Below are 25,400 nucleotides of genomic sequence, written 5' to 3'. Positions count from 1 at the left end.
AAGGATAAACTCTTTTGGTTATCATAATAAAACTCCCCATGAAGATAAACAGATTTTTATTTTTTAATCTGTCTACCTAATGGGGAGGCATATCAAAAATCAAAACGTCATTAAAACAAAAAACACATAAACATCAATATATAAACGTTACTAAAACATTAAAGGGGAGGTCTATAAATCGAAAAAACGACTTATTAGACATCCCTCTTTCTTACCTCTAGTCAAGTATTTTTTATTAAATAATTTGGTTAATATAGATTTTATTTGGGGCTGTCCAAAAAGTCAGGGTAACTGACTTTTTGGAGCCCCTCATTTTTTCACTTTTTAAAAAAAATGCACAAAAAAATCGTCCTTTCTAGTAAAATGAAGTTACCACACAACATTACAGAAAGGACGATTTTTTATGAGCAATCAAATGATTACTCGTGAAAATTATAACACACAAATGACACTTCCTCTAGATGGAAAAGAAGAAAAAACTCCTGCCAAAAGAAATTTAGCCCCTACTTTCAAACCATATGACAACCGTCAAGTTCAAATGATTTATGATATTGAATCTCTTATACCCGAACATCACGTGGCACGTGTCGTGGACGAAATGGTGGAGGCGATACCAGATAAACAATTGTTTTCTCATTATAAAGGCGGCGGCAGAAGTTCCTATCATCCCAAAATGATGCTGAAAATCATTCTGTATGCTTATTCTCAAAAGGTTTATTCCTGCCGAGGAATCGAAAAACTCGTTAAAGAAAATATTCCTGCCATGTGGCTTTCAGCGATGCAACAACCAGATTTTCGCACCATTAATGAGTTCCGAGGGGAACGGATGAAAGCTTTCATGGATGAGCTCTTTGAAGTCATGATTCTCAAATTGATAAAAGAACATTACATCACGATGGAAAACTACTTTTTGGATGGCACTAAGATCGAAGCCAATGCCAATAAGTATTCTTTTGTGTGGAAAAAATCCACTTTGAAATTCGAAGAGAAATTAAAAGAAAAAATCCAAGAAACACTAAAGCACATTCATGAATTAACCCAATTAGAAGCCGGAACAGGGCAAAAGGAAAGCGATCAACATACAGAGATCACCGAACAAAACATGGAGGAAATCGCAAAAGAAATAGAAGAAAAAGTTGAAACGCTAACGGAAGAAATCGAAAAGGAGACCGATACATCCATTCGGAAAGAGAAGCGAAAAAAACGCAGTCAATTAAAGAAATCGGTGAAACAAATTCGTGAAGATTTCCTGCCCCGAATGGCAAGATACAAGGAACAAAAGGAAATGTTCGGTGACCGTAACAGCTACTCGAAAACAGACAAAGACGCAACCTTCATGCGCATGAAAGAAGACCATATGAAAAACGGTCAGCTCAAGCCCGGATACAACGTGCAAATGGGGACAGAGAATCAGTTTATCTTGTTTTATACCATTCATCAACGACCGACCGATACACGTTGCTTTATCCCACATATGGAGAAGCTAGCCTCCAGTTCATTACCGATGCCCAAAACGGTCATTGCGGATGCAGGCTATGGTAGTGAAGAAAACTATGTATATGCAGTTGGTGATGAGAAAGAGCCCCGTTTTGAGTTTCTAATTCCTTATGGGAGCTATGTAAAAGAACAAACACGTACATACAAAAAAGACATTAAAAATGCCAAAAACTGGACCTATTGTGAAGAGGATGATTGTTTTATTTGCCCGAATGGAAGGAGAGTAACGTTTAAAAAATACCAAAACAAAAAGAATCCATCTGGCTATGAACAAAGCTTCAAAATATACGAATGTGAAGATTGTACCGATTGCCCATTGAAAGCGAAATGCACAAAAGCGAAGGGAAATCGTCAAGTTCACTGGAATCCCATCTTCGAAGAAATGAAAGCAAAGGCCAAAACAGCCCTTGAATGTGAAGAGAAAGCCGCAATCTACGCTCGACGCAAAGTCGAGGCAGAAAGTGTGTTCGGTCACATCAAGGGCAATCGGTCGTTCCGCAGATTTTCTTTGCGGGGCCTCGACAAGGTACATGTTGAGTTTGGGATTGTGGCATTAGCCCACAACATACTGAAAGTAGCCGGCATCCGCCAGCTACTTTCAGATAAAAATCGAAAAAATATAAAAGCAAGTGGAGAGAAACGAATTGTTTTTCTCCACTTGCTTCATTTTAGGGACTTATCGGACAGCCCCAAAATAAATTTTCGCATGACAAATAGACCTCACGATTTCCATTTTTTTCGTCAGGTCTTTGTGATATAATCTTACTTACGATTACTGATGCATTGTTGCCTTTTCGTAATCGTATTTCAGATTATGTGTGATAAGGTGATAAGCCGATTTCAAGAACTTATTCACGCATGCTATGGACGCAACTTTATGAGGTTTCCTCTGGGGTTGCGTTTTTAATTTATCATAATAATCTACAATATGATTTTGTGTGTTTTTCCGTAGTTGGATCATGGTCTGGATCATGTAAAATAGAATCTTTCTAAGTTTGTTATTTCCTCTTTTATTAATCTTGTCTTTATAAAAGGTATTCCCAGATTGATATCTCATAATATCAATACCGACGTAAGCATTCAGTTGTTTATGGTTTTTGAATCGTCGAATATCTCCTAATTCTCCAATTAAACGAACTGCAGTCGTTTTCTCCGATTCCTGGAAATGAAATTAAAATCTGATACTCTTGTTTATCTTTCGATAATTTAACCATCTTTTGGACAAGTTGATCTCTTTTCTCCTTCAAGTCTGCAATCCGTTTGGCATAATCCCGCACTTGTTCACAGCGAATATCATCTTTTGAAATTGCTGGATACGCTTCTTTTGCTGCTTCGATTAAAGCGATCCCTTTTTCTTCAGCACGTGCCAATGATAAGTTTTTTCTTGTGTTGGCTTTTAAACGATTACGAATCACTGTTTTTGAACAAACTAACACATGATCCGGATGAGGGTATAATTGAACGACATTCAAAAATAAAGCAGAACGTTTACTGAATAGCTTTTCTAACTCGGGAAAACTCAATTGTAGAATCGCATGTAAACGACTATATAAATGCGTCATTTCACTACTTAATTCATCATAATATCTCGTCATTGCACGCATTTGTTTATAATATTCCCCTTCTTGATAAGTTTGTTCACGTTCAACTCTAAAGTGAGTTTTCGCAAGTTCATGAGCGTCGCTTTTATCTGTTTTTTGTCTCCTCATTGAAGCCATTTGAATATTCGCTTCGAGTGGGTTAACTCGATAATACATATAACCTTGATCACCTAAGAATCGTTCTAGTGGTTTTGAATATACGCCTGTTGCTTCAAAGACAATATCAGGTGCCTGTGCATCTTTTTGTGTTAAAGATATAAGGGTTTCGTTTAATTTCTCGAAAGAGTAGCGGTTATGGGTTATTTCACCCTCATATTCGCATTGACGATAACGGTCATAAATGACCATTGTACTTTTCCCCATACTGACATCAAATGCCACTACGTGTTTCATATTTTCTGCCTCTCCTTTTTAGCCAAACATAGAAGTTCTTCACATTGCCTTATTGATTCCATTTTCTTATACACGGTCTCTTCGGACCCAACATACTAAACTGATTCAAATAAGGATGTGAAGTTGGTCTGTTTTTAATACGGACTCTATTTGGTCCCAGGGGATGTTCGACCTTCCTTCACTTCTACTATAAAAAAATAGTAGCACAAACCTTGGCCTAGGTCTGTACTACTAATGTTAGTATGTTTTTTTCGTCGTGACAAAAAATTTTTAAAAACGGATTATTTTCAATTATATTCTATTATTCTGCAATTTTTTTATATTAGCTCTGCTTTAAAATCATTGACTTATCAGTCTCTTTTCTTTATTATAGAAACAATTATCCACTGATGAAAAGTGGCTGTTTTAAACTTTATTCATTCCACACCTTTGTTTCTCATCCAAGAAATTAGCTATAAACCGGTTCTTTTTCGTTTACACCAGAGATCGGTTCTTGTCCGTTTAGACCGAGCGTCTCTGCTGTTGAAGTATGAAGTTCATGGAAAAGATCCGGGTTTTCCACTAGTGACACACCATAAGAAGGAATCATTTCTTTAATTTTCGGTTCCCATTTATTCAAATGTTGAGGAAAGCATTTTTTAATTACTTCAAGCATTACGTGTACGGCAGTAGAAGCTCCAGGAGAAGCACCGAGCAATGCAGCGATCGAGCCATCTGCAGCCGTAACAACTTCTGTACCAAATTGAATCGTTCCTTTACCGCCAGCTTCAGTATCTTTGATAATTTGCACACGTTGGCCTGCGACGACTATATCCCAATCCTCTGATTTAGCCGTCGGGATAAATTCACGCAACTCATTCATGCGCTTTTCTTTCGTTAACAGAAGCTGCTCGATCAAGTATTTTTCCAAAGAAAAGTTTTTAAAGGCTGATGCCAACAAAGTTACGAAATTGTGCGGTTTTACGGAAGCAAACAAATCCAAATTTGAACCAGTTTTTAAGAACTTAGGCGAGAAGCCTGCAAACGGTCCAAAGAGCAATGTTTTTTTGTTGTCGATATACCGTGTATCAAGGTGCGGAACTGACATAGGAGGTGCACCAATTTTAGCCTTACTGTAAACTTTTGCATGATGCTGCTCTACAACTTCTGGATTATTACATACCATAAATAATCCGCTTACAGGAAAACCACCAATATGTTTACCTTCTGGAATACCAGATTTTTGAAGCAAGTGCAGACTTCCCCCGCCGGCTCCAATAAATACGAATTTAGCCTTATGGATTTCAACTGAACCGCTATTGAGATCCTTCACTTTCAATTCCCACAAACCGTCGCTTGTGCGTTTAATATCCTTAACACTATGCTTGTAGTATATTTCGACCTCTTTCTCTTTTAAGTAGTCAAATAACATGCGTGTTAAAGCTCCAAAGTTAACATCCGTACCTGAGTCGATTTTGGTTGCTGCGATCGGTTCATTCGATGTACGTCCTTCCATTATAAGCGGAATCCATTCTTTCAGTTTTTCCGGGTCATCAGAAAATTCCATTCCTTGGAATAATGGATTGTTTGATAGCGCTTCAAAACGTTTCTTTAAATATCTCACATTATTTTCTCCTTGGACTAAACTCATGTGGGGCAGCGGTCTGATGAATTCCTGCGGATTTTGTATTAGATTGTTTTTTACAAGGTAAGACCAAAACTGTCTGGAAACTTGGAACTGTTCATTAATTTTTATAGCTTTGCTAATATCAATAGATCCATCCGGTTTCTCGGGTGTGTAGTTAAGCTCACATAGTGCAGCATGCCCCGTTCCTGCATTATTCCATTCATTAGAGCTTTCTTCTCCTGGTTTGTTGAGCTTTTCAAACACTTTAATTTCCCATTCCGGCGCTAATTCTTTCAACAGTGTCCCTAAAGTCGCACTCATAATTCCGGCACCAATTAAAATAACGTCTGTGTTAGTTTGTCTGCTACTCATTTTTCCCCATCCTTATCCCCCAATATTTGTAGAAAGGATGCAGGCGACCTGCCTAATTCAAAGCTCTACATGGCTTTCGCCACACGCCTTTTCTACAACAATTATATCTTAATTATAGTATATCATTATTTAAGTATAGTTCATTATTAGTATTTCTAATTAAAGTCCATCACGATTATTTATAGATTTACAGATTCTATATCAACTTTATACAACCAGACCGCTAAAATTAATTTTTTCTTGAAAATGAATCATTTTACTCCATAAACATATCCTATTATTTACCAATCGCCAGATATCACCTGAACGAATGAGATGTGCTGTTTAAATAAGAGTTTCTACCGATAAAGAAGATCAAAAAAGAATCCATAAGCAGCCAAAGAGAGCTCTTTATGAGATATATCTTGGTTAAAGGGGGATATCGAAAATTTTTACGTTGATGCAAACACGAACAGTTACACAAAATAAAACAGATAAATCACCTCTTCAAACAACAGATGATGAACATGTCACTCAATTATAAAATCAGTCACTTATTCTGCCTCCCAAAATAGATAATTTTAACAAACAGTTCCAATTGTTTTTTAGGATTTATCCCTTTGTTTGCTTATCTTGCCAGCAGCGATGATGTTCTGTCATTTTTTGGCGTGGATTTCACTCTATGCAAAAAAACACAAATTTTTACATATAGGATGTATGTTTGAATTTGATCATTTAATATTAAGTCACTTTACAGAGGATCGACCACATAAAAAAATGAGCCACTTGATTTCCCAATTTTCAAAACCTCTCTTATGCTTGGAGGTGTCAGAACATTCAAACATAAGAGAGGAAGAAAAGGATGATCAGTATGGCTCAATTTCATCATATCAAGGATAAGTAATTTTCTATGATCCTGAAGCTCTAGTAATTTTTTAAATCAATATTTTTCAATTCCTTGAAAAACCGCTTGAAGCATCTTTTCAATCTCGATGACCGGATCTAGTTCCTTTTCGAAAATAAACCAATCATATAAAGTTCCCCGCATGCACCTGGAAATGATCATGGCCAGCTCTTGTATTGAAAAATCTTTGGTGAACTCCCCTTTTTCCTGTCCCTCTTGTAAGTAATTTTCAAGAATGTGATATAATCTTCGATTCGTATCCGCCAGAAATTTTGCGCTTTGGGGATTCATATAAATCGTTTGCATTAACTCTTTCCCTAAATCGTTTTTCAAATACTTCATTTGTGTGATGGAAAGACGTATAATCTTTTCCTTAGCAGATAAATCATTCGGCAATGTTTTGCAAAATTCATCATAAAAGTTATCAATTTCCTTAAACTTTTCCAAAAAAATTTCTGACTTCGAAGCAAAATGCCCATAAAAGGCTCCCTTCGACGTTTTGCTTTTCTCGACGATTTCATCCACAGTGACTTGGTTATATCCTTTTTGACTAAACAGCTCCAAAGCTGTTTCCAAAATTCTTTTTTTGGTTTTAAGCGCTTTTTTTTGCTTTGCATTTAATGTCATAAAAAAATCCCCTTTTTTCCTAACTCAACTTGTCTTTTATTATATCTAACGGTCTTGGAAAACCTATTATACAAAATATTCTAAATTAACAAAATATTATTGACAAATCCAATATATTGAAATAAACTATGGTCTATAAAGACTACAGTCTATTTTCAGTGTAAGCGTTTACTATAGGGGGTGAAATCGATGGATATTATTGGAGAAAGAACGATTATCGATTTGCTTCATGAAAAATGCAGGTTACACGGAGATAAACCATTTCTTGTCTTTGAAGATAATAACAAAAAAACCACCATGTATACTTATCAGACGTTTTTGCAAAAAGTGAATAAATTCAGCCGAGTACTTTTGGATTTAGGGATTCAAAAAGGCGACCGGGTTACTCTCCATCTTCCAAATGGTTCTGACTTCATTGTCTGCTGGTTTTCATTGGCTAGAGTCGGTGCGGTTATGGTACCAACAAACATCCTCTCGACTGCAAATGAAATGGAATATACAATAGCCCATTCGGAATCGGTTCTCCTAATTACAGAAGAGGAGTATTTAGAAAAATTTCAATCAATTCAAAGCAAATTGCCAAATCTTAAAAAAATATTGTTAAGCCGCTGCAAAAATGATCTATACAAAGAAATAAGCATGGATCATTTAATTGAAAAAGCAGAGGGAGACATTCCTCCTATATCCCTCAAAAGCGATGATATTGTCTCCATCATGTATACTTCGGGAACAACTTCTAAGCCGAAGGGATGCATGATTACTCATGCCAATTATCTTTATACTGGCGAGGCTGTTTCGAAGACCCTGAACTTTACCCCAGAAGACAGGGCTTTGATCGTACTTCCCCTTTTTCATGGCAATGGCCAATACTATCTGTTTATGCCTGCCTTAACCGTTGGAGCAAGTGTTGCCATCACGGAACGGTTCAGTGCTTCCCAATATTTTAAGCAGGCAAAAAGGCTGCATGCAACGGTCGGTTCATTGTTTGCAGCTCCCATCCGCATGATTTTAGCACAGCGTTTTGATGAGGCAGACAAAGAAAATCCTCTCCGCTTAATCATCTTTGCCCAATCAGTCACGCCTGAACAACTGCAGGAATTTGAACAAAAATACAATGTACCGCTGTTGCAGCTATACGGAATGACAGAAACTGTAGCACCGCCATTAATGAATCCATTATACGGACAAAAGGATAATACTGGAATCGGAAAGCCCATCCTCAGCGCCGAAGTCAAACTTGTGGATGAAGCGGGAAAAGAAGTACCGGTCAACAAACCCGGTCAGATCATTGTAAAAGGCATTCCGGGGCGCACTATTATGAAAGGGTATTTCAAAAATGAAAAGGCAACCAACGAAACTATTCAAGACGGCTGGGTGTATACAGGGGACAACGCCATTATGACAGAAAACGGTTATTTTTACTTCGTTGATCGGAAAAAGGATATGATCAAACGTGCTGGAGAAAACGTAGCGGCAATGGAAGTAGAAAATGTCATCATGGAACATCCGGACGTGTATGAAGCTGCTGTCATCGGTGTGCCTGATGAGATGCGGGATGAGGCCATTAAAGCGTTTGTAGTTTTAAAAGAAGGCAGACAAACGACGGAACAGGAGCTGATTGAACATTGCCGGAACCGTCTTTCAAAATTTAAAATCCCGAATACCATCGAGTTTGTGAAGGACTTTCCTAGAACGTCTGTCGGAAAAATTCAAAAACATTTGTTGAGGAAATCCGAAAATGTACTTTAAAATCATTCAATTTACCTTTATGAACCTGCTTTTCCAACATGTTAAACCTCGGAATGTCGTTAATGAAATTCCGCCGTTCCAGTGCAAGCGATAATGAAATAACCGTGAATTCCCTCAAAAAGAGAATTTGAATTTGATTATTAGATATGTGAGATGAGGGGTGTATTTTTATGAACAAAATCCGTATCTTGTTTGCCAGCTTATCAGGGTCTGTCATTGAATGGTATGATTTTTACCTATATGGTACTGCTACGGGACTTGTGTTTTCATTTCTATTCTTTCCAAGTCATGATCCGGCTGTAGGACTATTACTTTCTTTTGCAACCTTTGGCATCGGCTATGCAGCCAGACCTATCGGCAGCATTATCATCGGTCATTTTGGTGATAAGATGGGAAGAAAGGCCGCTTTAATATTTACACTTATTGGAATGGGCGGAAGTTCATTTTTGATTGGTCTTCTTCCTACTTATGAGCAAATTGGTATTTGGGCGCCGATTATACTCGTCCTTTTAAGGCTCATCCAAGGTATTTCCCTTGGGGGTGAATGGGGTGGAGCTGTTCTGTTGGCCACCGAATATGCCCCGAAAGGCCTTCGCGGACTGTATGGCTCCATTCCCCAGCTAGGTGTACCCATCGGTTTAGTTCTCGGTTCATTAAGCTTAACGGTTATTAGTTATTTTACTTCTGATACACAATTTTTGGCATGGGGATGGCGGATTCCGTTTTTATTTAGTGTCGTTCTGATTGGACTCGCGCTCTGGATCCGAAGCGGAATTGAAGAGACTCCTGCCTTCAAACAACAAAAGGAAGCTGGAGCAATTGCGAAAATACCATTTTTGGAAACGTTCAAAACGAATTGGAAAAGTGTTTTGCATGCTATCGGTTTAAAAATTGGGGACGGATTTTTCAATGTATTCTTAATGTCATTTATTCTTTCTTATTCTACGGTGTACTTGGGGTATTCCAACCAAGTGGCACTAACAGCCCTTACCATTGGCTGCGCGACTATGATTATCACCATTCCGGTTGTAGGATACTTGTCTGATTATATTGGCCGAAAACTCATTTATATTGTCGGATTAATTTTATTGTTTATCTTATCTATCCCTTATTTTTCATTGGTTAACGAGGGCGCTTCCTGGTTATACATCATGCAAGGCGTGATGCTGGGAATCATCTGGGCATCGATTTTCGCAACACAGGGCACCTTATTCTCCGAATTATTTCCGGCAAAGGTTCGCTACACAGGTTTATCCTTCGGGTATCAAGTGGCAGCCGCCATTGTTGGTTTCGGTCCAATGATTTGGACAACAATGGCCGAATCCTTTGGACCTTCCCCATGGGTCTTTGGCGGATTTATGATGGGAGGCATTATATTATCCCTTATTTTAAGTCTGTTAGTTCCGGATACGAGAAAGCGTTCGTTATACGATCATCATATTGAAACAACTGAAAATAATTTCAGCATAAAAATGTAAGGTAAAATAAGATTTCTATCCTTCCACGGGGTACCATAAAATTATTGAATGAGGTTACCCTGTTTTCATTTTTAAATAAAACTCCTTTGGTATATCTATGTGTGGGACCTAATTATGGTGTGAATGCCTCTTACGCAGTTGCTAGAAACGAAAAACTCAAGGGTGGAGCCACTCCCTGAAGGAAAGGGGATAACTTGATTATTTGAATCTCTCATGCTCGCTATTTCCTCTGGGGGTGGATTGGACCAATACTGTCTTTTTTAAAAAAAGTAATCCGCTCTTGAGTTGGCGGCTCAGAGTGGATACAGTTAGTTCCGCTGAATCGGCTGGTCCCCCTGACAGAGAATCTTTTAAAGGCGGTTATCAATGTTCGTCGTACGGATAACTTTTTCATTCACCACCAATTTATATGTTTATTTTGTACAAAAAATGAAAGACTGCAGTCAAGGAATTTCCGTCCTAAGGTACTTTCCATCATTAGGAAACGGTTTATTTATTCATTGAAATACAATGTTACTCGAAATGGAATGTATAGATATCACTTCTCTTGTTCCGTAAGCATCTCCAGCAATTTTTTCAAAGCAAAGGAGCGGTACCGACCCTTTTTCGTGATAATACCAAGATGCCAAAGAACCTTTTCTTTCAAGGGAATAATAACAATATCCGGATTATTTTGTTTTCCGCCTATCACTTTCGGCAGCAATGTGATCCCCATTTTTGATGAAACAAGCTCCAAAATTAAATCCCATTGGGAACTTTCATAGGCGATATTCGGGGTAAAACCAGAATTTTTGCAGGTGTTAATAATAAATTCATGCAACGTAAAGTTTTTTGCAAATAATATAAAGCTTTCCTTCTCCAATTCTTTGACGGACACCCTTTGTTTGCAGGCCAGAGAATGATCCTTGTGGATAAAAAGGACGAATTCATCCGTAAAAAAAGAAGAAATGTGAAAAATGGATTCATCCACCGGCAGAACCACAATGCCGACATCAATTTCCCCCTCTTCCACCAGCTGCTCTACCACCCTTGCGCCAACCTCCACCAACTCCAATTTGACATTCGGGTATTGTTGATGGAAGTTTCCGGCAATGGAAGGGAAAAACAACGTTCCAATAAGGGGAGGAATGCCGATTTTAATTTCTCCAATGGCGACGTTTGCCAGTTCATCCAGCAGCATTTTCGTTTCTTCCAAAATACTCATTAACTTTTTTCCCTGTTCATAAACAACTTTTCCTGCATCCGTCAATTGAATATGCCTCGTGGACCGTTCCAATAGTTCCATATGAAATTCCTCTTCCAGCTTTTTCACGGCTTTACTTAATGACGGCTGGGATAAATAGGAGTGCTCCGCAGCCTTTGTAAAACTCTGATGATTGGCCACCTCAATAAAGGATTGAATGTCCCGAAGTTCCATCGAATCCCCCTTTTTATTCCCAAATGTAATAAATAAGATTCATTTTATTTATTTTACTTTAATGTTTGTCCCTGTGTAAACTTTTATGTAAGCGGATGCAAAAAAAAGAATTTTGAAAGCGGTTCCATCATGCACTCATTTACTTGTTCTTATTTTTTAACGGAACCGGCGGAAAAAACAAACAGAATTTATTATTTGCTAAAGGGAGGAGAAACCATTGAAGACACTTACATCCTTTTTCAACCGGGTGGTGCAGCGTTATTTGCCTGATGCCTTGCTGTTCGCCATTATTTTAACGTTTTTAGTATATTTATTAGGTGTTTTCTTTACAGACAACAGTCCAGTGGACATGGTCACCCATTGGGGTTTAGGTTTTTGGGATTTACTGGAATTTACCATGCAGATGACCCTTGTGGTTGTAACCGGCTATATATTAGCAAACACTCCCGTCATTAAAAGGTTTTTGGCGAAAGTAAGCACCTTTGCACGCACCCCTGTCCATGCCGTCATGCTTGTAACCATTGTTTCATTAATCGCCTGCCTGATTAATTACGGTTTCGGGCTGGTGATCGGTGCTCTGTTTGCCATACATGTTGCCAAGCATGTTCCATCCGTCGACTACCGTATTTTAATTGCCAGTGCATACAGCGGATTCCTCATTTGGCACGGGGGATTTTCCGGTTCGATCCCGCTTACCATTGCAACTCCGGGCCACTTTTTGGAGGAATCCATGGGCGTGATCCCAGTGACGAAAACCCTTTTTAGCCCGACAAATTTATTTATTGTTATTGCCCTTTTGATCGCCTTGCCGCTGTTTAACCGTTATTTGTTAAAAAATGCAGAGAGCCAGTTCGAAGATCGAACGAAATGGGTGATTCCAAATGAAGAAGCAGCAGCAGTAGAACATGTGACACCTATGACACCAGCAGAAAAATTGGAAAACAGTCGGACAATATCCCTGATCATCGGCATTATGGGAATTGCATTTATTGTTTATCATTTTGTTGTAAACGGATTTAACCTAAACATTAATATCGTCAATTTTATTTTCCTTTTCCTTGGAATTTTGCTTCATCAAACACCGAAAAGGTTTCTGGATACGGTAGCGAACGGCGTTAAAAACGCCAGTGGGATTATCATCCAGTTTCCCTTTTATGCTGGAATTATGGGAATGATGATTCATTCAGGATTGTCTGAGCAAATCGCATTATGGTTCGTCAGTGTTTCGACCGAACAAACCTTGCCTTACCTCTCCTTTCTTAGCGCTGGCTTAATCAATACCTTTGTTCCATCCGGGGGCGGGCAATGGGCGGTTCAAGGACCGATTATGATTCAGGCAGCAATGGAATTGGGAGCAGATCCGGCCAAAACAGCAATGGGGGTAGCCTGGGGAGATGCTTGGACAAATATGATCCAGCCGTTTTGGGCGCTACCCATTTTAGCGATCGCAGGCCTCCACATCCGAGATATTATGGGATTTTGCGTCATGATTCTAATTTTCAGTTTTATCCCGATCTCCATCGGATTTCTGCTGTTTTAAAGTTTCAGTTGTCCCAAAACAAAAATTTTCCCAATATTCTATGTTTTACAAACAAATCCCAAGAATGCTGTTATGACGCCAGCATTCTTGGGATGGGTTTTTTTAAGTTTATCAAAAACTATCATTTGCTTTTAATCCTTTTTTGTTCCTTCTCCGTTTGACGGGATTGACGGTATCCCGGGTGTTTTGAAAATGGTTCCCTTTTTATTGTTCCAATTAGGAACATGATCGTTCCAGCATTCTTGTCTAATGATGGGACTGGATGCATATTTTCTTGTGAAAAATACTCCCACTTTCCTGTTTTTCCTTAAAAATGTTGCCGTGCTTGCTGTGCTGTGCAGAAGGTTACTATCTCCCGTTAGATACTGAGGATGAATCGAATCCCGGTCGATGAGCTTTATTCAAATAATTTTTGACATAATCCAATTAAAGCAGACCGTTTTGTGTCCTGAATTTGTGCATCACAAAACCAAATCTTTCACAGCCAACTCGATCATTTTCATTTTTTCCTCATTCATCATTTTCTTCTCCTTCTAAACTATTGGATAATTCCAATTTCAATTTCCTATTGAAAACGTTAATAATAGATAAAAAGATCGGTTCTATCACTCAAAAACCGTAAACCAGAAAAAATCACCATCTCTTTTTTCATAGAGGAGAAGAAAAATAAGAGAGGATCGCAACAGGGAAAGCCTATTGCATTTTATAGAAACCTATTCGCAAAAGACATATCAGTTAAACGATGTGCTTTTTTTTCAATAATCTGCCTCCCAAAACACAAAATTGTTTTTTGGATTTGTTCCTTTGTTTTGTTTTCTCGCCAGCAGTGGTATGATGTCTGTCATTTCTGGACGTTGGTTTTCCACCCTATGTCGAAAAAAAAACTACTAACTTCTATATATAGGGCCTATGTTTCGGCAAATCCGTTTTTGTCACAAAAAGGGAGAAAATACAACAAAGAAACTCCTGACTCATAGGAGCAGGAATTGTGTTTGTCATTGTTTGACAGAGTATTTTTCTAAAAAAGATTGTACAGCCAGTAGAGAATTCTCGAAGCATATTTTACGCAATCAATGCAGGAGTGGATCGAAGCCTGTAGAGATAGGCTGCGAGGTGATGAAGCAGGAAATTCTCATAGAAACATGGAGAAGCACGCCACTTTAGTGAGTGGTGTGAGGTTCCACCGCGGTAGAAAACTGCTAATCCATTTCCATAAAGAATTTTTGTAAACGTTCAGCAGCCATTCGATATGCCTTTTTCCTATCACGAGGACCAATTGCAATAACTTCCATTCTTATCGGCCGTCCTTCAACTGGCCGATAAATAACCCTAATATTTAATGACTTTGATTTAATCCTTGCAAAACCATGTAAGTCCCCATGTAAAGATTCAGCAACTCCGTCAGGCTTGAATAGGGGGCCTTGCTTAGCTCTTTTTAATATTTCTAATAAAACGGTTTGCCTATGTCCTTTGTTAATCGCTTTAATATCTTGTTTAACATCTTCAACAAATCTCAGATCGACATTATATTTTTCTAAAACCAATGCCTGCAAATCTTCAAGTGTCTTCACATCCATCTTCCTCTAATAATTTCATTAATTCATTTACATTCATATCGTCTTCATCAAAAATATCTGATAAGGTTTGATTTGCAGGTTTATCTTTACGTGCATAGGCTTCTTCCATAACGACTTGATCAAGTGCTTCTTCTAAAACTTCTTTCATTTGAAGCAATGTTTCAAAATAATCTATATTGACGACTACAGCTTGTGCATTTTTCTTTTTTGCATTTTGAATAACAAATACTTCATCTGTGAAACCATTGGAAAAAAGGTCCAGTATTTCTGATAATTTTTTTGTTCTCGAAATGTCCGTTACGCTTAAAACATTTGTTTTCAAAAAATGCAATGTATTCGTGTTAGCAATAGGATGTTGTTCTTTTTTCAATGTATGAACACCCACCTTCCATCCCCCTTTCCTTTAATATATGCATTATTAATCTATATTATACACGTAATTCTACACAAAAAACAACACATTTATATGCTTAAAATATACAAAGCAACATAAAATATGTTTCATTCTCTTCGCGAGTCCTGTTCCTAACAAACTGATAATGATAAATTTCAATATCCTTGTCAATGAACCCTCTTCTTTGTGCGGCCAGTAAGGTTTGATACATGTTTTCCTTTTCCACGACATTATCGGTATGAATGTAAATTCTGTTTGTAGGTCTTATATCTTTTTCACAAATATATTTAACCAAATCATAACCGATTCTTCGCAAATTTCCTTTTTCATCTGTTCCCAAATCATGATCCAACGAAAGAATATGCACATGTTGTTTCTCGATCTATGAAATGGCTTCATTGTTCCCACACCTATTAAGCCAATCGGAATGTCCGATAAATCATCCAAATATAGATTGATCCAACCATACTCTCGGAGAGGTTCAATGTACCAATCTGTATATGACCATCCCATCCGTTATATGCTTGATCCATACATATTTCATTTATTTTTGCACCGTTATTCAACAAAACCCTAAAACCCTCGATATATCCACATATCCGAAATAGCATGCCGTGGATAGAGGGGTTCTTCCGATTTTATCTTTTCGGTTAATCCATCCACTTTTGGAATAACAGCTTGCAAGCAAAAATTTAGTTTATTCATGAATACCTCCCAATACAACAAGACTTTGGCCTTGTATTTACTCGTTTACTTCATAGTCTTGCAAATATGTCTTCAATCTGCTTTCCTCATTTGAATATATAGCTTCAAGATAATCCATCCCCTTTTTCTTTTTTTACTTTTATACGAATCCGCGAAGAAAAAAATCTTATTGTAGCTAGAGTATTCGATCAGTAAAAAGGCAATCCATTATGATCAACAACTTGGTAAGAATCAAGAAATTGGAAATATCATGTATTTGCAAATATTGTCATGGATAGCTCAAAAGGGAAAAAAAGCACTCATCGCTATTGGACGATGAATGCTTTCCATTGTTTATCGATTGCTTATTCAATAAAGAGCCTTACAAAGAATTACATGTAAATACACGAACAAAATGTTTATGCGTGAAGCCGTATTTTCGGCAGTTTGTTTCAATTATATCTTTTCTCTTACGCCTTGATTTGAAACCCAAAAGTCGCAGTCTACTCATGAATTTATTTTCACAAAAAAGGAGCTTAAAAATAGTCAATAAATATTATTCATTTATTTTTTTCAAGGCCTCTTTATCTGCGATCACTGTCACATCATTATGCTGTCTTAAAATTGAAGCCGGAAACTCTTCAGAAATATCACTGTTACCCAATAGCCTTGCAAGCGCGTCCGCTTTCTTTTTACCAGAAACAAGCAGCAAGATTTTCTTACTTTCCATGATCGTTTCAATTCCCATCGTAATTGCTTTCGTTGGTACTTCGTCAATCGACTGAAAGAATCTAGCATTTGCTTTTCGCGTTGATTGATCCAGTTTAACAATATGCGTTCTGCTTTTAAAGCTGGTCCCTGGCTCATTAAAACCAATATGGCCGTTTAATCCCAGTCCTAATATTTGTATATCAATTTTATTTTTAGAAATTAGTCTGTCATAAGTCATACACTCTTGTTCCAAATCTTCAGCCATTCCATTAGGAATATGAACATTTTCCGGTTGAATATCAATATGTTGGAATAAATTTTCATGCATATAATAGTGGTAACTATTCTTATTTTCTTTAGGCAGCCCAACGTATTCATCTAAATTAAAAGTAGTTGCATGTTTAAATGAAACTTCCTTTTGCTGATACTTTTTGACCAAACAATTATATAAACCAATTGGAGTTGAACCTGTTGCAAAACCAATGACTGGTCTTTTCAAACTTTTCATATGCTCTATGACTATATTAGCTGCTTTCTCACTCATTTCTTCATAATCTTTTACTTTAATAATTTCCATGTCATTTCACCTTTCTACAAAATCATTATGGAAATCCTTAATCTGAAATAAAATATGTTAGATTTTAAAAATCGTTCTTAGTGCTCTTGCCACTCCATAATGATCATTATCTTCAACAATCATGTTCGCTTTACTTTTTACATAATCAGTTGCATTTCCCATCGCAATTCCTAATCCAGATGATTCCAACATTTCGACATCATTTATCCCATTACCGATTGCAATCACTTCTTCAGGCAATATATTCAATTGTTGAATGGCAGATTGAATACCGGTCCATTTAGAACCTTTTGGATATACCTCGAGTCGATCTCCTTCTTCAAAAACATAATCCTCCAGCACTTTCTCTTTAAGAACTTTACGTTGTTCAGAATTTATATATAAAGTTAATCGGTGCGCTTCGCAATCCGTATCCTCTAAATTTGCCTTTTTTGCAAATGGCAGTAAATGTTCTTCATATAAAGGCTGATTAGATCGTGAGGTACTGTACGAAAAGTGAATATACTTGCCGCCATATTGATAAGTTTGGCTGCAAAGATCATAGGCAACTTTTGCTGATATTTTTACATCATGAATGATCTTATTATTTAAAAATACAAGGCTGCCGTTATAAGTAGCATAAAGCGAACACTGTAATTTATCACCATAAATTTTTGAGGCTTCTAAAGACCTGCCTGAAGCCAAACCAACGATAATCCCCTTCTTTTGCACTTTATGAATAGATTCTATGGTTTCATCTTCAAGCTGATTTTTAGAATTCAAAATTGTCCCGTCTATATCCAGAAAGACAGCTCGATACATTTAAAATCTCCTCCAAAATTCCCATTAACAACCATGCTCTTGCAGTAAAAATGATCATTTTTATTGGATCAATTGATTAAATTCCCCATAGAATCATAAATTCCTACAAGTTCAGGGTTGGCGGAAATATTCTTTAAGACGGCAACATGGGCATTGGTAACAAATACTTGTGTGCGAAAGGCATATATGACCGTATCTCCCACTCGTACTCCGTCTGTCGCCAATGAGCCGTAATAATCAATATTAGTCGGAGCATTATCAATTGTAGGAACCCGCTTTAGATTTTGTCTATTTGTTCCAACTAATGCTTCCTTCATATGTGAACGCGGATAAAATCCGCCGCCAAAAACATATGCATGATTATTATATAAATGGGATACCTCCGATACATATACCATCGCAGGTTTTTCTTCCAAGTTTTGTGAAGCATGCAATGGAGTCGTTCCAATTAATGCATGACCGGGTTCTCCTTGTGTTGCACCATTTTCCTTTAATAATTTCATTGTTGCGGTAGAAGTGGCACTTGGCATATTCATCTCTAGCTTTTCATATCCTCTATTCATTAAAAACAATTTTGCAGTCTGCATGGATTTGACATTCGGGGTAATGGTTGGAACATCATCTTGAATCAATATACAAGGAAAACTTGTTAAACCGGCTATTTCAATGCCTTCCAATTTTTCCATAGATTCAATATCTTTCACTAACTGTTCAAATGTGAATCCACCTTCTTGACCGTTATATATATAATCGTCTTTGTTTGCAATGCGCAAAAAGACTTTTTGTTTTTTTCCCATCTGTTGAGCAATTCTGCTTATATTTCGAGCATTTTCATAACTAAAAACTGTAACATAATCAGGATTAAGATTTAATATTGTTGATATCATATGGACAGGTATTTGAACGAGGTGTCCAACATGGCCAATCTGAATGCCATTTTTACTAAGAGTCATGGCCTCCCATGGATCTACGGCGACTGCCTTCTCAATCCCTGATTCAACAATAGCTTGCGCCACCAACGGATTGCGGCCAAATTGTTTTGTCATAAAAAATAGTTCAATATCCTGTTTTTTGGCTTTTTCAGATAAAGCTTTAGCATTCCTCTTTACTGTATCAAGATCTATTACATAAGTATTGGGTGGGATAATTCCTTGCTGATGAAAGTCCAATGCAGCTTCTATTAATTTTTTGTTATGCATTATTGTCGATTGTAAAAACATCCGTCAGTCTCCTCTTTCCTTTTTGCAATATTTGAAGGAATGAAGTTCCGTTTTCAGTTTTATTAAGTCCAAGATACTCTGCAGAAGTTGCAGCGATATCTGATAGCGTCTTTCTTTCTCCAATTTTAACGGGGGATATTTGTTTATGATAAACTAACAGATACGTTTTCTCTCTTGTATGTTGATTATGGCCAATCGTAGGATCATTCCCATGATCCGCACTCATAATCAACAGGTCCTGTTCTGTCATTTTTTCCAGTATTTCCGGCAAATATCTATCGACCACTTCAATACGATCCGCATAGCGGGCTGGATTCTGTGCATGTCCGGCCAAATCTGTTTCTTGTACTGTTGCAGCAATTACTCCATGTTTTACATTGTCCATTTCATGTAAAATATCCTTCATTACTTGTTCCGTATCGACACCCGGAAATCTATTGGCGCCTTCACAATAAATGACATCCTGCATTTTTCCAATAAGAGAAACTTCCATTCCGCTTTTTTTCGCCAATGTTGGCAGCTGAAATTCAGGAGAGATGCCAAAACCTAAATGACGTACTTGATACCCTTGTTTATATACATTTGATTTAGGTGAATTCACCCCTACTAATCCATCTTCCCGTCTTTCTACTGATCGTTGCAAGTGTTCGGGTGTTACATTTTCGCCACCAAGGACAATCACACGATTGACTTTAACATTTTTGCGCACACATTGCCCTATTTTTAATACTTCTTCAAACGGAATATAATCTAGCGGAGCACTCACATTATAAATTTGGCCGTAATCAGTTTCGATATTATCAGCGACGATGACTAAATCATTGACTAATAGATACGGCAATTCAGGATTTGGGATCGTTACTTTATATCCTTCTTTTTCTAGAGCACGTTTTACTTGATCCATATTTTCAACAAAAGGAGCTAAATACGCTTTTTTTGGTTTTGTTCCCATAATTTCATTATGCCCTTCAAAACTGTCTGCTCCTTGATGCATAAGGTTCAAAACACCGTAACTGGCAATATTATCAACATTTTTTAATTTCGGATGATGTAAAATTTTGTTGATGCCTAATCTTTCAAAGTTTGGAATTTTCAATGATGGCACTACATCAATAATATGATAAAAAGTATTGGCGCCGACATCTAAAGGGTGATAGTCTTTGGCATCTTCCATATAACCGACACCTAAGCTGTCCAATATAATAATAATGACTCTTTTGTTCATTTTTGATCCCCCTTTACTATATTTCCTTATGATTTTCGGTTGCCCGATGAATGGATTCCTCTAGTATTCTTAAAATTGTTTCCGCTCCGCTTCTTAATGGATTAATACGTATCATTTTTTTGGCTAATGTTGGATCTGACGATAAGAAAGTGCCGGAAACTCTATAAAACATTGGCACAACTTCGTATTTTGATTCGGCGCCGACCGGATTGGGTGCCGCCCCTAATTCATTGGCATGATAAAGTACTTCTTCTGCGATTGGTTCAGTAAATTCCACAAGTAAAACTTTTGATTGTGCATTGGCTAAATAAGCCCTTTTCACACCCTTTACTGCTCCATTATTAAGGGCATGGACTAATTGATCATTCACGCTTGCTTGTATAGCCAACATAACGGGAGCATATACAAGACCTCTTAATGCTTCCAAAGCTTCATAGCCTTGAACTTGGCTTCCTCCGGAATAATTCATTTTTTCTATTTCCTTGATTAAATCCTTTTTCCCTAATATGATTCCAACACCTTCTGGACCTAATAGCTTGAACATTGAGAAGGTGGACAAATCCGCTCCGACTTGCACCCCAATATTTTCTACTTTCATTGCAGCATAATTGTCATCTGTTATTATAATTAGAGCCGGATCAGCCGAACGTATTATTTTTATTGTTTCAGCCAAATCATAATGATCATCAATTTTTTGCCTAGTATGCTGAATCAATGCGCCTTTTAGTTTTGGATTTTGCCTGATTGTATTTTTGATTTCTTCATGATTGTGAAAATCCGCATATATCGGCATTATCCCCATTGATTCTAAAGTTGTTTTGCTTGTTGGATATATAGGTGCATCATGTACAAGGAGCTGATCACCCGGCTGCAAAAAACTCATAAAACCAAACCTCAATGCACCTGTTCCAGCGCCGCGCACCAATAATGCTTTCTCTACGCCAAAGAAGTCAGCTAATGTTTCTTCTACTTTTTTTGTAAATTTTGGTTTATTAATGCCTCTTACAACACCTAGATCACCAAGCGAAATCATTTCATCTCCGCGAAAATGCCTTGTAATGACATCAACGAGCTTAAACTGTCTGCGCTTAGCTTCTTCAATAGAAATACTCTTTAGCGGATAAGTTTCCATAATCATTCACCTTACCCTTCCATAAAAGCACGTGGGTTATGAATCAACATTTTATCGATCGATTCACTTGTAATCCCATAAGATTGCAAAAGGGGGACAAATGTGTCCAGTAAATAGGAATACCCTAATCCACCTTTATATTCGAGATGTGATTTTCTAGTAATATCCATAGATAATAGTACTTTGTCGATATACCCTTTATCCTGTATTTTTTTCAACATTTCTGCTCGAACGCGATCCGGCATGTAACTTTCTTTTCCTATTGTGTCAAATTCTACATATACTCCTTCTCTTAGCATTTTTAATACATAATCGGCGTCTCCTGTTAAATCAACATGTCCTATGACCACTCGATTTAAATCTACTTCATGCTTTTTAAAGAATTCCACTTGCTCATGTCCTAACGTTCCGATAGATGTATGTGTAGAAATTGGTTTTTTCGTTTCTTTATGGGCGATGACAACTGCTTCAAACACTTTTTTCTCAGCTTCTGTCCATTTATTATAACTTGTTCCAATTTCACCAATAATTTCAGCTTTTGCATCTGTTCCTTTTATTCCTTCGACAATTTCCTTTATCATTCTTTCTGCCAGCTTTTCTTTTGTTTCCCGAAATACTTGAATCGGGTAAAAAGAATCTTGATAGAAACCAGTAGCGAAAATAATATTAATCCCGCTTTCTTCTGAAACCTTTTGGACGTATGTAATACTTCTCCCCATTCCGATATTGGTTACATCAATAATATTACGTACACCCTTTTCATATAATTTTTTAAATTCTTTTACAGTTTCAGGAAATACATCCAACCGGCAATCCTCATTATTTTTTACTTCAGAAAGGTCAATGGTTGTATGCTCATGCATATAGGTAATCCCGTTTTTCAACATTAGATACTTTCCCCTTTTTTTAATAATTTCAACTGAACATCTCTCCAATCCCAAAATGAGATTGGAGAGATGCCATTGTATTTAACCAACCTGCCATAAACCAACTACGTAAAGAAGATTAACGATGATCCCCAATAATATGACCGCTATTGGCCCAACAGCCAATTCAACAAGTGGTTTTGATGCCATCCGGTTGATTAAATAAAATCCAATGACCCAAAAGAACCCGATTCCTGGAGCAATTTTTTCCGCTGCCATTGCACTGCCGATTAATATCGCAATTCCGAGAACATCTGCCAGCGAAGTTCGAATATGCTCTCCCATCTCGCGTATGCCAGGCAATTTATCCATACTTTTTGATACTGCTGATAATGATATGACCTCCAAGTACATGACTAAAGCACCCAACACAAATGCCAAAATCGGTATATCTCTGAAAATAAGACCGACTGCAAATACTAATGTCGTACCAGCTAAACCATAAACCCCCGTTACAATGGCAGTTGAAAAAACTAAAGGAATAAATCCGATCGCACGTGCAAATGTAGCAATGGCTGCCTCTGTATAAAGACCTTTATTAATCAATGCTTGAGGCATTGCATCAACTGCTAAAATCAACATGGAAGATGTTAAAGAAACAAGTCCACCCATTAAAGCTAATAACCAGCGATTCTTCTTAATTCGATTTACACGTTCATTAAAAATATTTACTAAATCGGCATTTGTAGTATCCTCTCCGCCTTTAACTCTAGAGGCATAATAAACCATCATTAACATTCCTATTAATAACGCCATTCCTTCAGGGCTAAGGGAAATATCGTATCCTGCGACTTTAAATGTTCCAAACTTTTCGAATAACAAAAAGGAGGCTAAAGTGACAATCGCCGTGACAGCAGCTTTTTTTAAACCGTGCTGATACCCAACGGCAATAGCAGGAAATACTGTAAATGCAATAATAATCGGATTACCGATAAGACTTAAAGAATCTATGAAATTTACTGGAAGCATGTTAAATAAATCTACGACAAATTGCAAACCTAACACTATTCCTATACTATAAACAGCACCGAGAACTCCGGCTGTAACCATTCCTATTTTATTATCTGGAGTCCAAATACCAATTATGTCGCACGCTAATAAAATACTATGGCCAATAATAATCGTAGCTCCTATAGAAAGAGGGATGCCGAAGCCGACTATTAATCCAAAACTCAATGCAAAACTGGTTGCAGCCAGTTCTCCTCTTGTCATTCGATTTTCAAGGTATTCAGGCATAATGGGACGCAACCCGTCATTAAACACCGCTACCCCGCGGTTTACGAGAATAGAACCTAACGCACCGACAGCAACTATGACAATACATTGAATGAGATTCAAATCCATTCTACTCACCTCTGTTTATTCATTTTTTATACTCAACTTTCGCACATTGTTAGACATTGCCCGATATAATTAGGTGGAAAATGCCACCCTTTTCTTCATTTGATTTTTCAAAATGCCCCAATCCAAAAAACTTCTTGTTGGCAAGTGCTTGACAAGGATCGTTCGGTGTATGTAAAACGGTGATGTCATCCTTGTCTCGCACATCTTCGCAAAACTATCAAAAGGTTTGCCAACGGATCTTCTTCCGATATCATCCATCAAAATCATGTAAAAACAGTGATTGTATCAATCATCAACCTGTCATAAAAGCGGCCTTGAAACTGCTTGCCTAGGTTTTAAGGGATACGGATTTAAAAAATACTTCATATTGGATGATTTGGGCAAGGCTGTATCAGCACTTAAAAGTGCAAGCCATTCACTGCGTTCACAGAACTGCAGACAAAAAGAATGTTAGTGAACGTAAAAAACGATAAATAGTATCTTTTTTACGCAGATTCACTGATTTTTATTTTGAAACACTGGAAAAAATCGATTTACAAACAGGAATAGCCTATATATTTCTTGATATTAGCCTCTCTTAGATGATATATTTAACTATGAAATTTCTTTTGGTAATTGCGTAAAGCAGGTTTCTTTCATTACCATTTAAATGACACCTTTTTTCTTTTGTTAAAAGTTTCGTCACCCTATTTTCCCCAAAAGAAAAAGGTGTCTTTCTTTTTATTAATCACATGTTCCAAAAAAACAATTTGCATTTTTACAGGGATTGAAGTGAATTCCATCAAATGTTTAGAAAATATAAAACTGCGAAAGCTGATTATTTTAATAAAGCAGGAATTAGTATATTCAATATATTTTTTGAAGATGATGCCGTAAATCCAAATGCAATTTTGCCATCATTCACTTCCTTTTCGATTTCTTCCTTGGTTTTTATGGTACTTGGAGATGCCAAAGTAACGCATTTATCTTTGCCTAATAATGCAATTGCCATTGCAAGCGCTCCACCTGATCCGGTTTCACAGGCACCAATATAATAGTCAGCTTTTTTGTTTTTGACAGCCATAACTGCTTCCAAATCACTTTTAACGGATACTTCTACATTATTTCCTCCGATTTCTTTCACTTGCTTTTCAATTGCTTGTTTATTCAACTGTCCACCTATTACAATTCTCACCATAGGAAAACTCCTCCTATTTATTTGATTCAATAACTCGATGAAGATGCAGATAAAAATAGACACGCTCTCCTTCAGGGAGTTCTTGGCCAACCAGTGAATTTATATGGTTTATAATTTCTTCTATATCCTCTTTATAAGGCGTCTCATTCACTTCATTCATGATTGTATTGGAAGGACCATCTTCGCATTCACCCCTTTCCATTCTAGTTAAAGCCATTGACATATGTGTCCAAAACATTTCCGAGTTTTCAATTACCTCCTTTTTGAATTTTTTTGATAAGTAATCAAATGTATTTAAAGTTACATGAAAAGCTTTTTGTGTAATAACACTGCTTGTTAATAAAATAGTTAACTTTTCTTTCACTTGATTGCTATTCACTATTACTTTAACCTCCAATATACTGTATTTAGTATTTTGTTTTAATAAATTTTGTGTCTTGTATAAAACGCAAATTTTAATAGTATCTTA

General features: G+C 37.1%; 19 protein-coding genes and 1 pseudogene. 4 read left to right on the top strand and 16 right to left on the bottom strand.

All coding sequences use genetic code 11. The features are described 5' to 3' along the window. Positions 1–403 precede the first annotated feature (403 nt). Entirely contained in the window at positions 404–2,257 is a 1,854-nt protein-coding gene (locus ACVIJU_RS04090) for an IS1182 family transposase (protein WP_456687290.1), read from the top strand. 12 nt (positions 2,258–2,269) lie between these two features. Here ACVIJU_RS04090 and ACVIJU_RS04085 read toward each other — a convergent pair. The 3 genes and pseudogenes from ACVIJU_RS04085 to ACVIJU_RS04075 form a co-directional block, all read right to left on the bottom strand. Next, positions 2,270–3,491 (bottom strand): annotated as a pseudogene (locus ACVIJU_RS04085) (IS110 family RNA-guided transposase). A gap of 448 nt (positions 3,492–3,939) precedes the next feature. Beyond that, positions 3,940–5,469 carry a malate:quinone oxidoreductase gene (locus ACVIJU_RS04080; RefSeq protein WP_339193401.1) on the bottom strand — a complete coding sequence of 510 codons (1,530 nt, stop codon included), beginning with the start codon at positions 5,467–5,469 and terminating at the stop codon, positions 3,940–3,942. 919 nt (positions 5,470–6,388) lie between these two features. Beyond that, the gene (locus tag ACVIJU_RS04075) at positions 6,389–6,979 is read right to left on the bottom strand and encodes a TetR/AcrR family transcriptional regulator (RefSeq protein ID WP_311066564.1); all 591 of its coding nucleotides are present in this window, start codon (positions 6,977–6,979) and stop codon (positions 6,389–6,391) included. Between the two features lie 189 nt (positions 6,980–7,168). Between ACVIJU_RS04075 and ACVIJU_RS04070 the strand changes: the two genes are divergently transcribed. Both ACVIJU_RS04070 and ACVIJU_RS04065 read left to right on the top strand, forming a co-directional pair. After that, on the top strand, positions 7,169–8,728 hold the full coding sequence (locus ACVIJU_RS04070; protein ID WP_456687289.1) for an AMP-binding protein: 1,560 nt from the start codon (positions 7,169–7,171) through the stop codon (positions 8,726–8,728). A 170-nt stretch (positions 8,729–8,898) separates the two neighbouring features. Continuing rightward, positions 8,899–10,206: an MFS transporter gene (locus ACVIJU_RS04065; RefSeq protein ID WP_456687288.1), complete on the top strand. Its 1,308-nt coding sequence runs from the start codon at positions 8,899–8,901 to the stop codon at positions 10,204–10,206. Between the two features lie 538 nt (positions 10,207–10,744). Here ACVIJU_RS04065 and ACVIJU_RS04060 read toward each other — a convergent pair. Then, entirely contained in the window at positions 10,745–11,623 is an 879-nt protein-coding gene (locus tag ACVIJU_RS04060; protein WP_063388774.1) for a LysR family transcriptional regulator, read from the bottom strand. Positions 11,624–11,840: 217 nt separating this feature from the next. On the opposite strand from ACVIJU_RS04060, the gene ACVIJU_RS04055 reads away from it, so the two are divergent. Beyond that, a complete protein-coding gene (locus ACVIJU_RS04055; protein ID WP_456687287.1) occupies positions 11,841–13,163 on the top strand; it encodes a short-chain fatty acid transporter in 1,323 nt (440 codons plus the stop codon). A gap of 1,199 nt (positions 13,164–14,362) precedes the next feature. On the opposite strand, the gene ACVIJU_RS04050 is transcribed toward ACVIJU_RS04055, so the two are convergent. From ACVIJU_RS04050 to ACVIJU_RS03995, 12 genes are all read right to left on the bottom strand, one after another. After that, on the bottom strand, positions 14,363–14,740 hold the full coding sequence (locus ACVIJU_RS04050; RefSeq protein ID WP_456687286.1) for a type II toxin-antitoxin system RelE family toxin: 378 nt from the start codon (positions 14,738–14,740) through the stop codon (positions 14,363–14,365). Further along, complete coding sequence (locus ACVIJU_RS04045; protein ID WP_235600474.1) at positions 14,721–15,110, bottom strand: hypothetical protein; 390 nt, start codon at positions 15,108–15,110, stop codon at positions 14,721–14,723. The genes ACVIJU_RS04050 and ACVIJU_RS04045 overlap by 20 nt, the downstream gene beginning before the upstream one ends. 100 nt (positions 15,111–15,210) lie before the next feature. Next, on the bottom strand, positions 15,211–15,501 hold the full coding sequence (locus tag ACVIJU_RS04040; protein ID WP_327019720.1) for a cyclic-phosphate processing receiver domain-containing protein: 291 nt from the start codon (positions 15,499–15,501) through the stop codon (positions 15,211–15,213). Positions 15,502–16,374: 873 nt separating this feature from the next. Beyond that, positions 16,375–17,106 (bottom strand): glucosamine-6-phosphate deaminase, encoded by a 732-nt coding sequence (gene nagB, locus ACVIJU_RS04035; protein WP_456687285.1) that lies wholly within the window; start codon positions 17,104–17,106, stop codon positions 16,375–16,377. 57 nt (positions 17,107–17,163) lie between these two features. Continuing rightward, complete coding sequence (locus ACVIJU_RS04030; protein WP_456687284.1) at positions 17,164–17,907, bottom strand: HAD-IIB family hydrolase; 744 nt, start codon at positions 17,905–17,907, stop codon at positions 17,164–17,166. 68 nt (positions 17,908–17,975) lie between these two features. After that, the gene (locus tag ACVIJU_RS04025) at positions 17,976–19,127 is read right to left on the bottom strand and encodes a YhfX family PLP-dependent enzyme (protein WP_066250150.1); all 1,152 of its coding nucleotides are present in this window, start codon (positions 19,125–19,127) and stop codon (positions 17,976–17,978) included. After that, the gene (locus ACVIJU_RS04020) at positions 19,099–20,352 is read right to left on the bottom strand and encodes a phosphopentomutase (protein WP_066250152.1); all 1,254 of its coding nucleotides are present in this window, start codon (positions 20,350–20,352) and stop codon (positions 19,099–19,101) included. Before ACVIJU_RS04020 ends, ACVIJU_RS04025 begins: the two co-directional genes overlap by 29 nt. Before the next feature lie 16 nt (positions 20,353–20,368). Continuing rightward, positions 20,369–21,490, bottom strand: a complete 1,122-nt coding sequence (locus ACVIJU_RS04015; RefSeq protein WP_063388783.1) for an aminotransferase class V-fold PLP-dependent enzyme — start codon at positions 21,488–21,490, stop codon at positions 20,369–20,371. A 5-nt stretch (positions 21,491–21,495) separates the two neighbouring features. Continuing rightward, positions 21,496–22,371: a phosphotriesterase family protein gene (locus tag ACVIJU_RS04010; RefSeq protein ID WP_066250155.1), complete on the bottom strand. Its 876-nt coding sequence runs from the start codon at positions 22,369–22,371 to the stop codon at positions 21,496–21,498. An 81-nt stretch (positions 22,372–22,452) separates the two neighbouring features. Continuing rightward, positions 22,453–23,754, bottom strand: a complete 1,302-nt coding sequence (locus ACVIJU_RS04005; RefSeq protein WP_066250158.1) for a YhfT family protein — start codon at positions 23,752–23,754, stop codon at positions 22,453–22,455. An 817-nt stretch (positions 23,755–24,571) separates the two neighbouring features. Beyond that, entirely contained in the window at positions 24,572–24,931 is a 360-nt protein-coding gene (locus ACVIJU_RS04000; RefSeq protein WP_063388786.1) for a DUF2620 domain-containing protein, read from the bottom strand. A gap of 13 nt (positions 24,932–24,944) precedes the next feature. Next, positions 24,945–25,310 carry a PRD domain-containing protein gene (locus tag ACVIJU_RS03995; RefSeq protein ID WP_456687283.1) on the bottom strand — a complete coding sequence of 122 codons (366 nt, stop codon included), beginning with the start codon at positions 25,308–25,310 and terminating at the stop codon, positions 24,945–24,947. Positions 25,311–25,400 lie beyond the last annotated feature (90 nt).

This window comes from Aeribacillus sp. SP014 (genome assembly GCF_054055575.1).
Note: the sequence above shows the minus strand (reverse complement) of the source record. Positions and strands in the feature narration are given on the sequence as shown.

What these genes read in the sequence shown, in the direction of transcription:
- nagB (WP_456687285.1), bottom strand. Translation starts at nt 17,106, where the DNA reads ATGGAAATTATTAAAGTAAAAGATTATGAAGAAATGAGTGAGAAAGCA.
- ACVIJU_RS04000 (WP_063388786.1), bottom strand. Translation starts at nt 24,931, where the DNA reads ATGGTGAGAATTGTAATAGGTGGACAGTTGAATAAACAAGCAATTGAA.
- ACVIJU_RS04015 (WP_063388783.1), bottom strand. Translation starts at nt 21,490, where the DNA reads ATGATTATGGAAACTTATCCGCTAAAGAGTATTTCTATTGAAGAAGCT.
- ACVIJU_RS04075 (WP_311066564.1), bottom strand. Translation starts at nt 6,979, where the DNA reads ATGACATTAAATGCAAAGCAAAAAAAAGCGCTTAAAACCAAAAAAAGA.
- ACVIJU_RS04090 (WP_456687290.1), top strand. Translation starts at nt 404, where the DNA reads ATGAGCAATCAAATGATTACTCGTGAAAATTATAACACACAAATGACA.
- ACVIJU_RS04025 (WP_066250150.1), bottom strand. Translation starts at nt 19,127, where the DNA reads ATGTTTTTACAATCGACAATAATGCATAACAAAAAATTAATAGAAGCT.
- ACVIJU_RS04020 (WP_066250152.1), bottom strand. Translation starts at nt 20,352, where the DNA reads ATGAACAAAAGAGTCATTATTATTATATTGGACAGCTTAGGTGTCGGT.
- ACVIJU_RS04050 (WP_456687286.1), bottom strand. Translation starts at nt 14,740, where the DNA reads ATGGATGTGAAGACACTTGAAGATTTGCAGGCATTGGTTTTAGAAAAA.
- ACVIJU_RS04070 (WP_456687289.1), top strand. Translation starts at nt 7,169, where the DNA reads ATGGATATTATTGGAGAAAGAACGATTATCGATTTGCTTCATGAAAAA.
- ACVIJU_RS04065 (WP_456687288.1), top strand. Translation starts at nt 8,899, where the DNA reads ATGAACAAAATCCGTATCTTGTTTGCCAGCTTATCAGGGTCTGTCATT.
- ACVIJU_RS04080 (WP_339193401.1), bottom strand. Translation starts at nt 5,469, where the DNA reads ATGAGTAGCAGACAAACTAACACAGACGTTATTTTAATTGGTGCCGGA.
- ACVIJU_RS04005 (WP_066250158.1), bottom strand. Translation starts at nt 23,754, where the DNA reads ATGGATTTGAATCTCATTCAATGTATTGTCATAGTTGCTGTCGGTGCG.
- ACVIJU_RS04030 (WP_456687284.1), bottom strand. Translation starts at nt 17,907, where the DNA reads ATGTATCGAGCTGTCTTTCTGGATATAGACGGGACAATTTTGAATTCT.
- ACVIJU_RS04010 (WP_066250155.1), bottom strand. Translation starts at nt 22,371, where the DNA reads ATGTTGAAAAACGGGATTACCTATATGCATGAGCATACAACCATTGAC.
- ACVIJU_RS04060 (WP_063388774.1), bottom strand. Translation starts at nt 11,623, where the DNA reads ATGGAACTTCGGGACATTCAATCCTTTATTGAGGTGGCCAATCATCAG.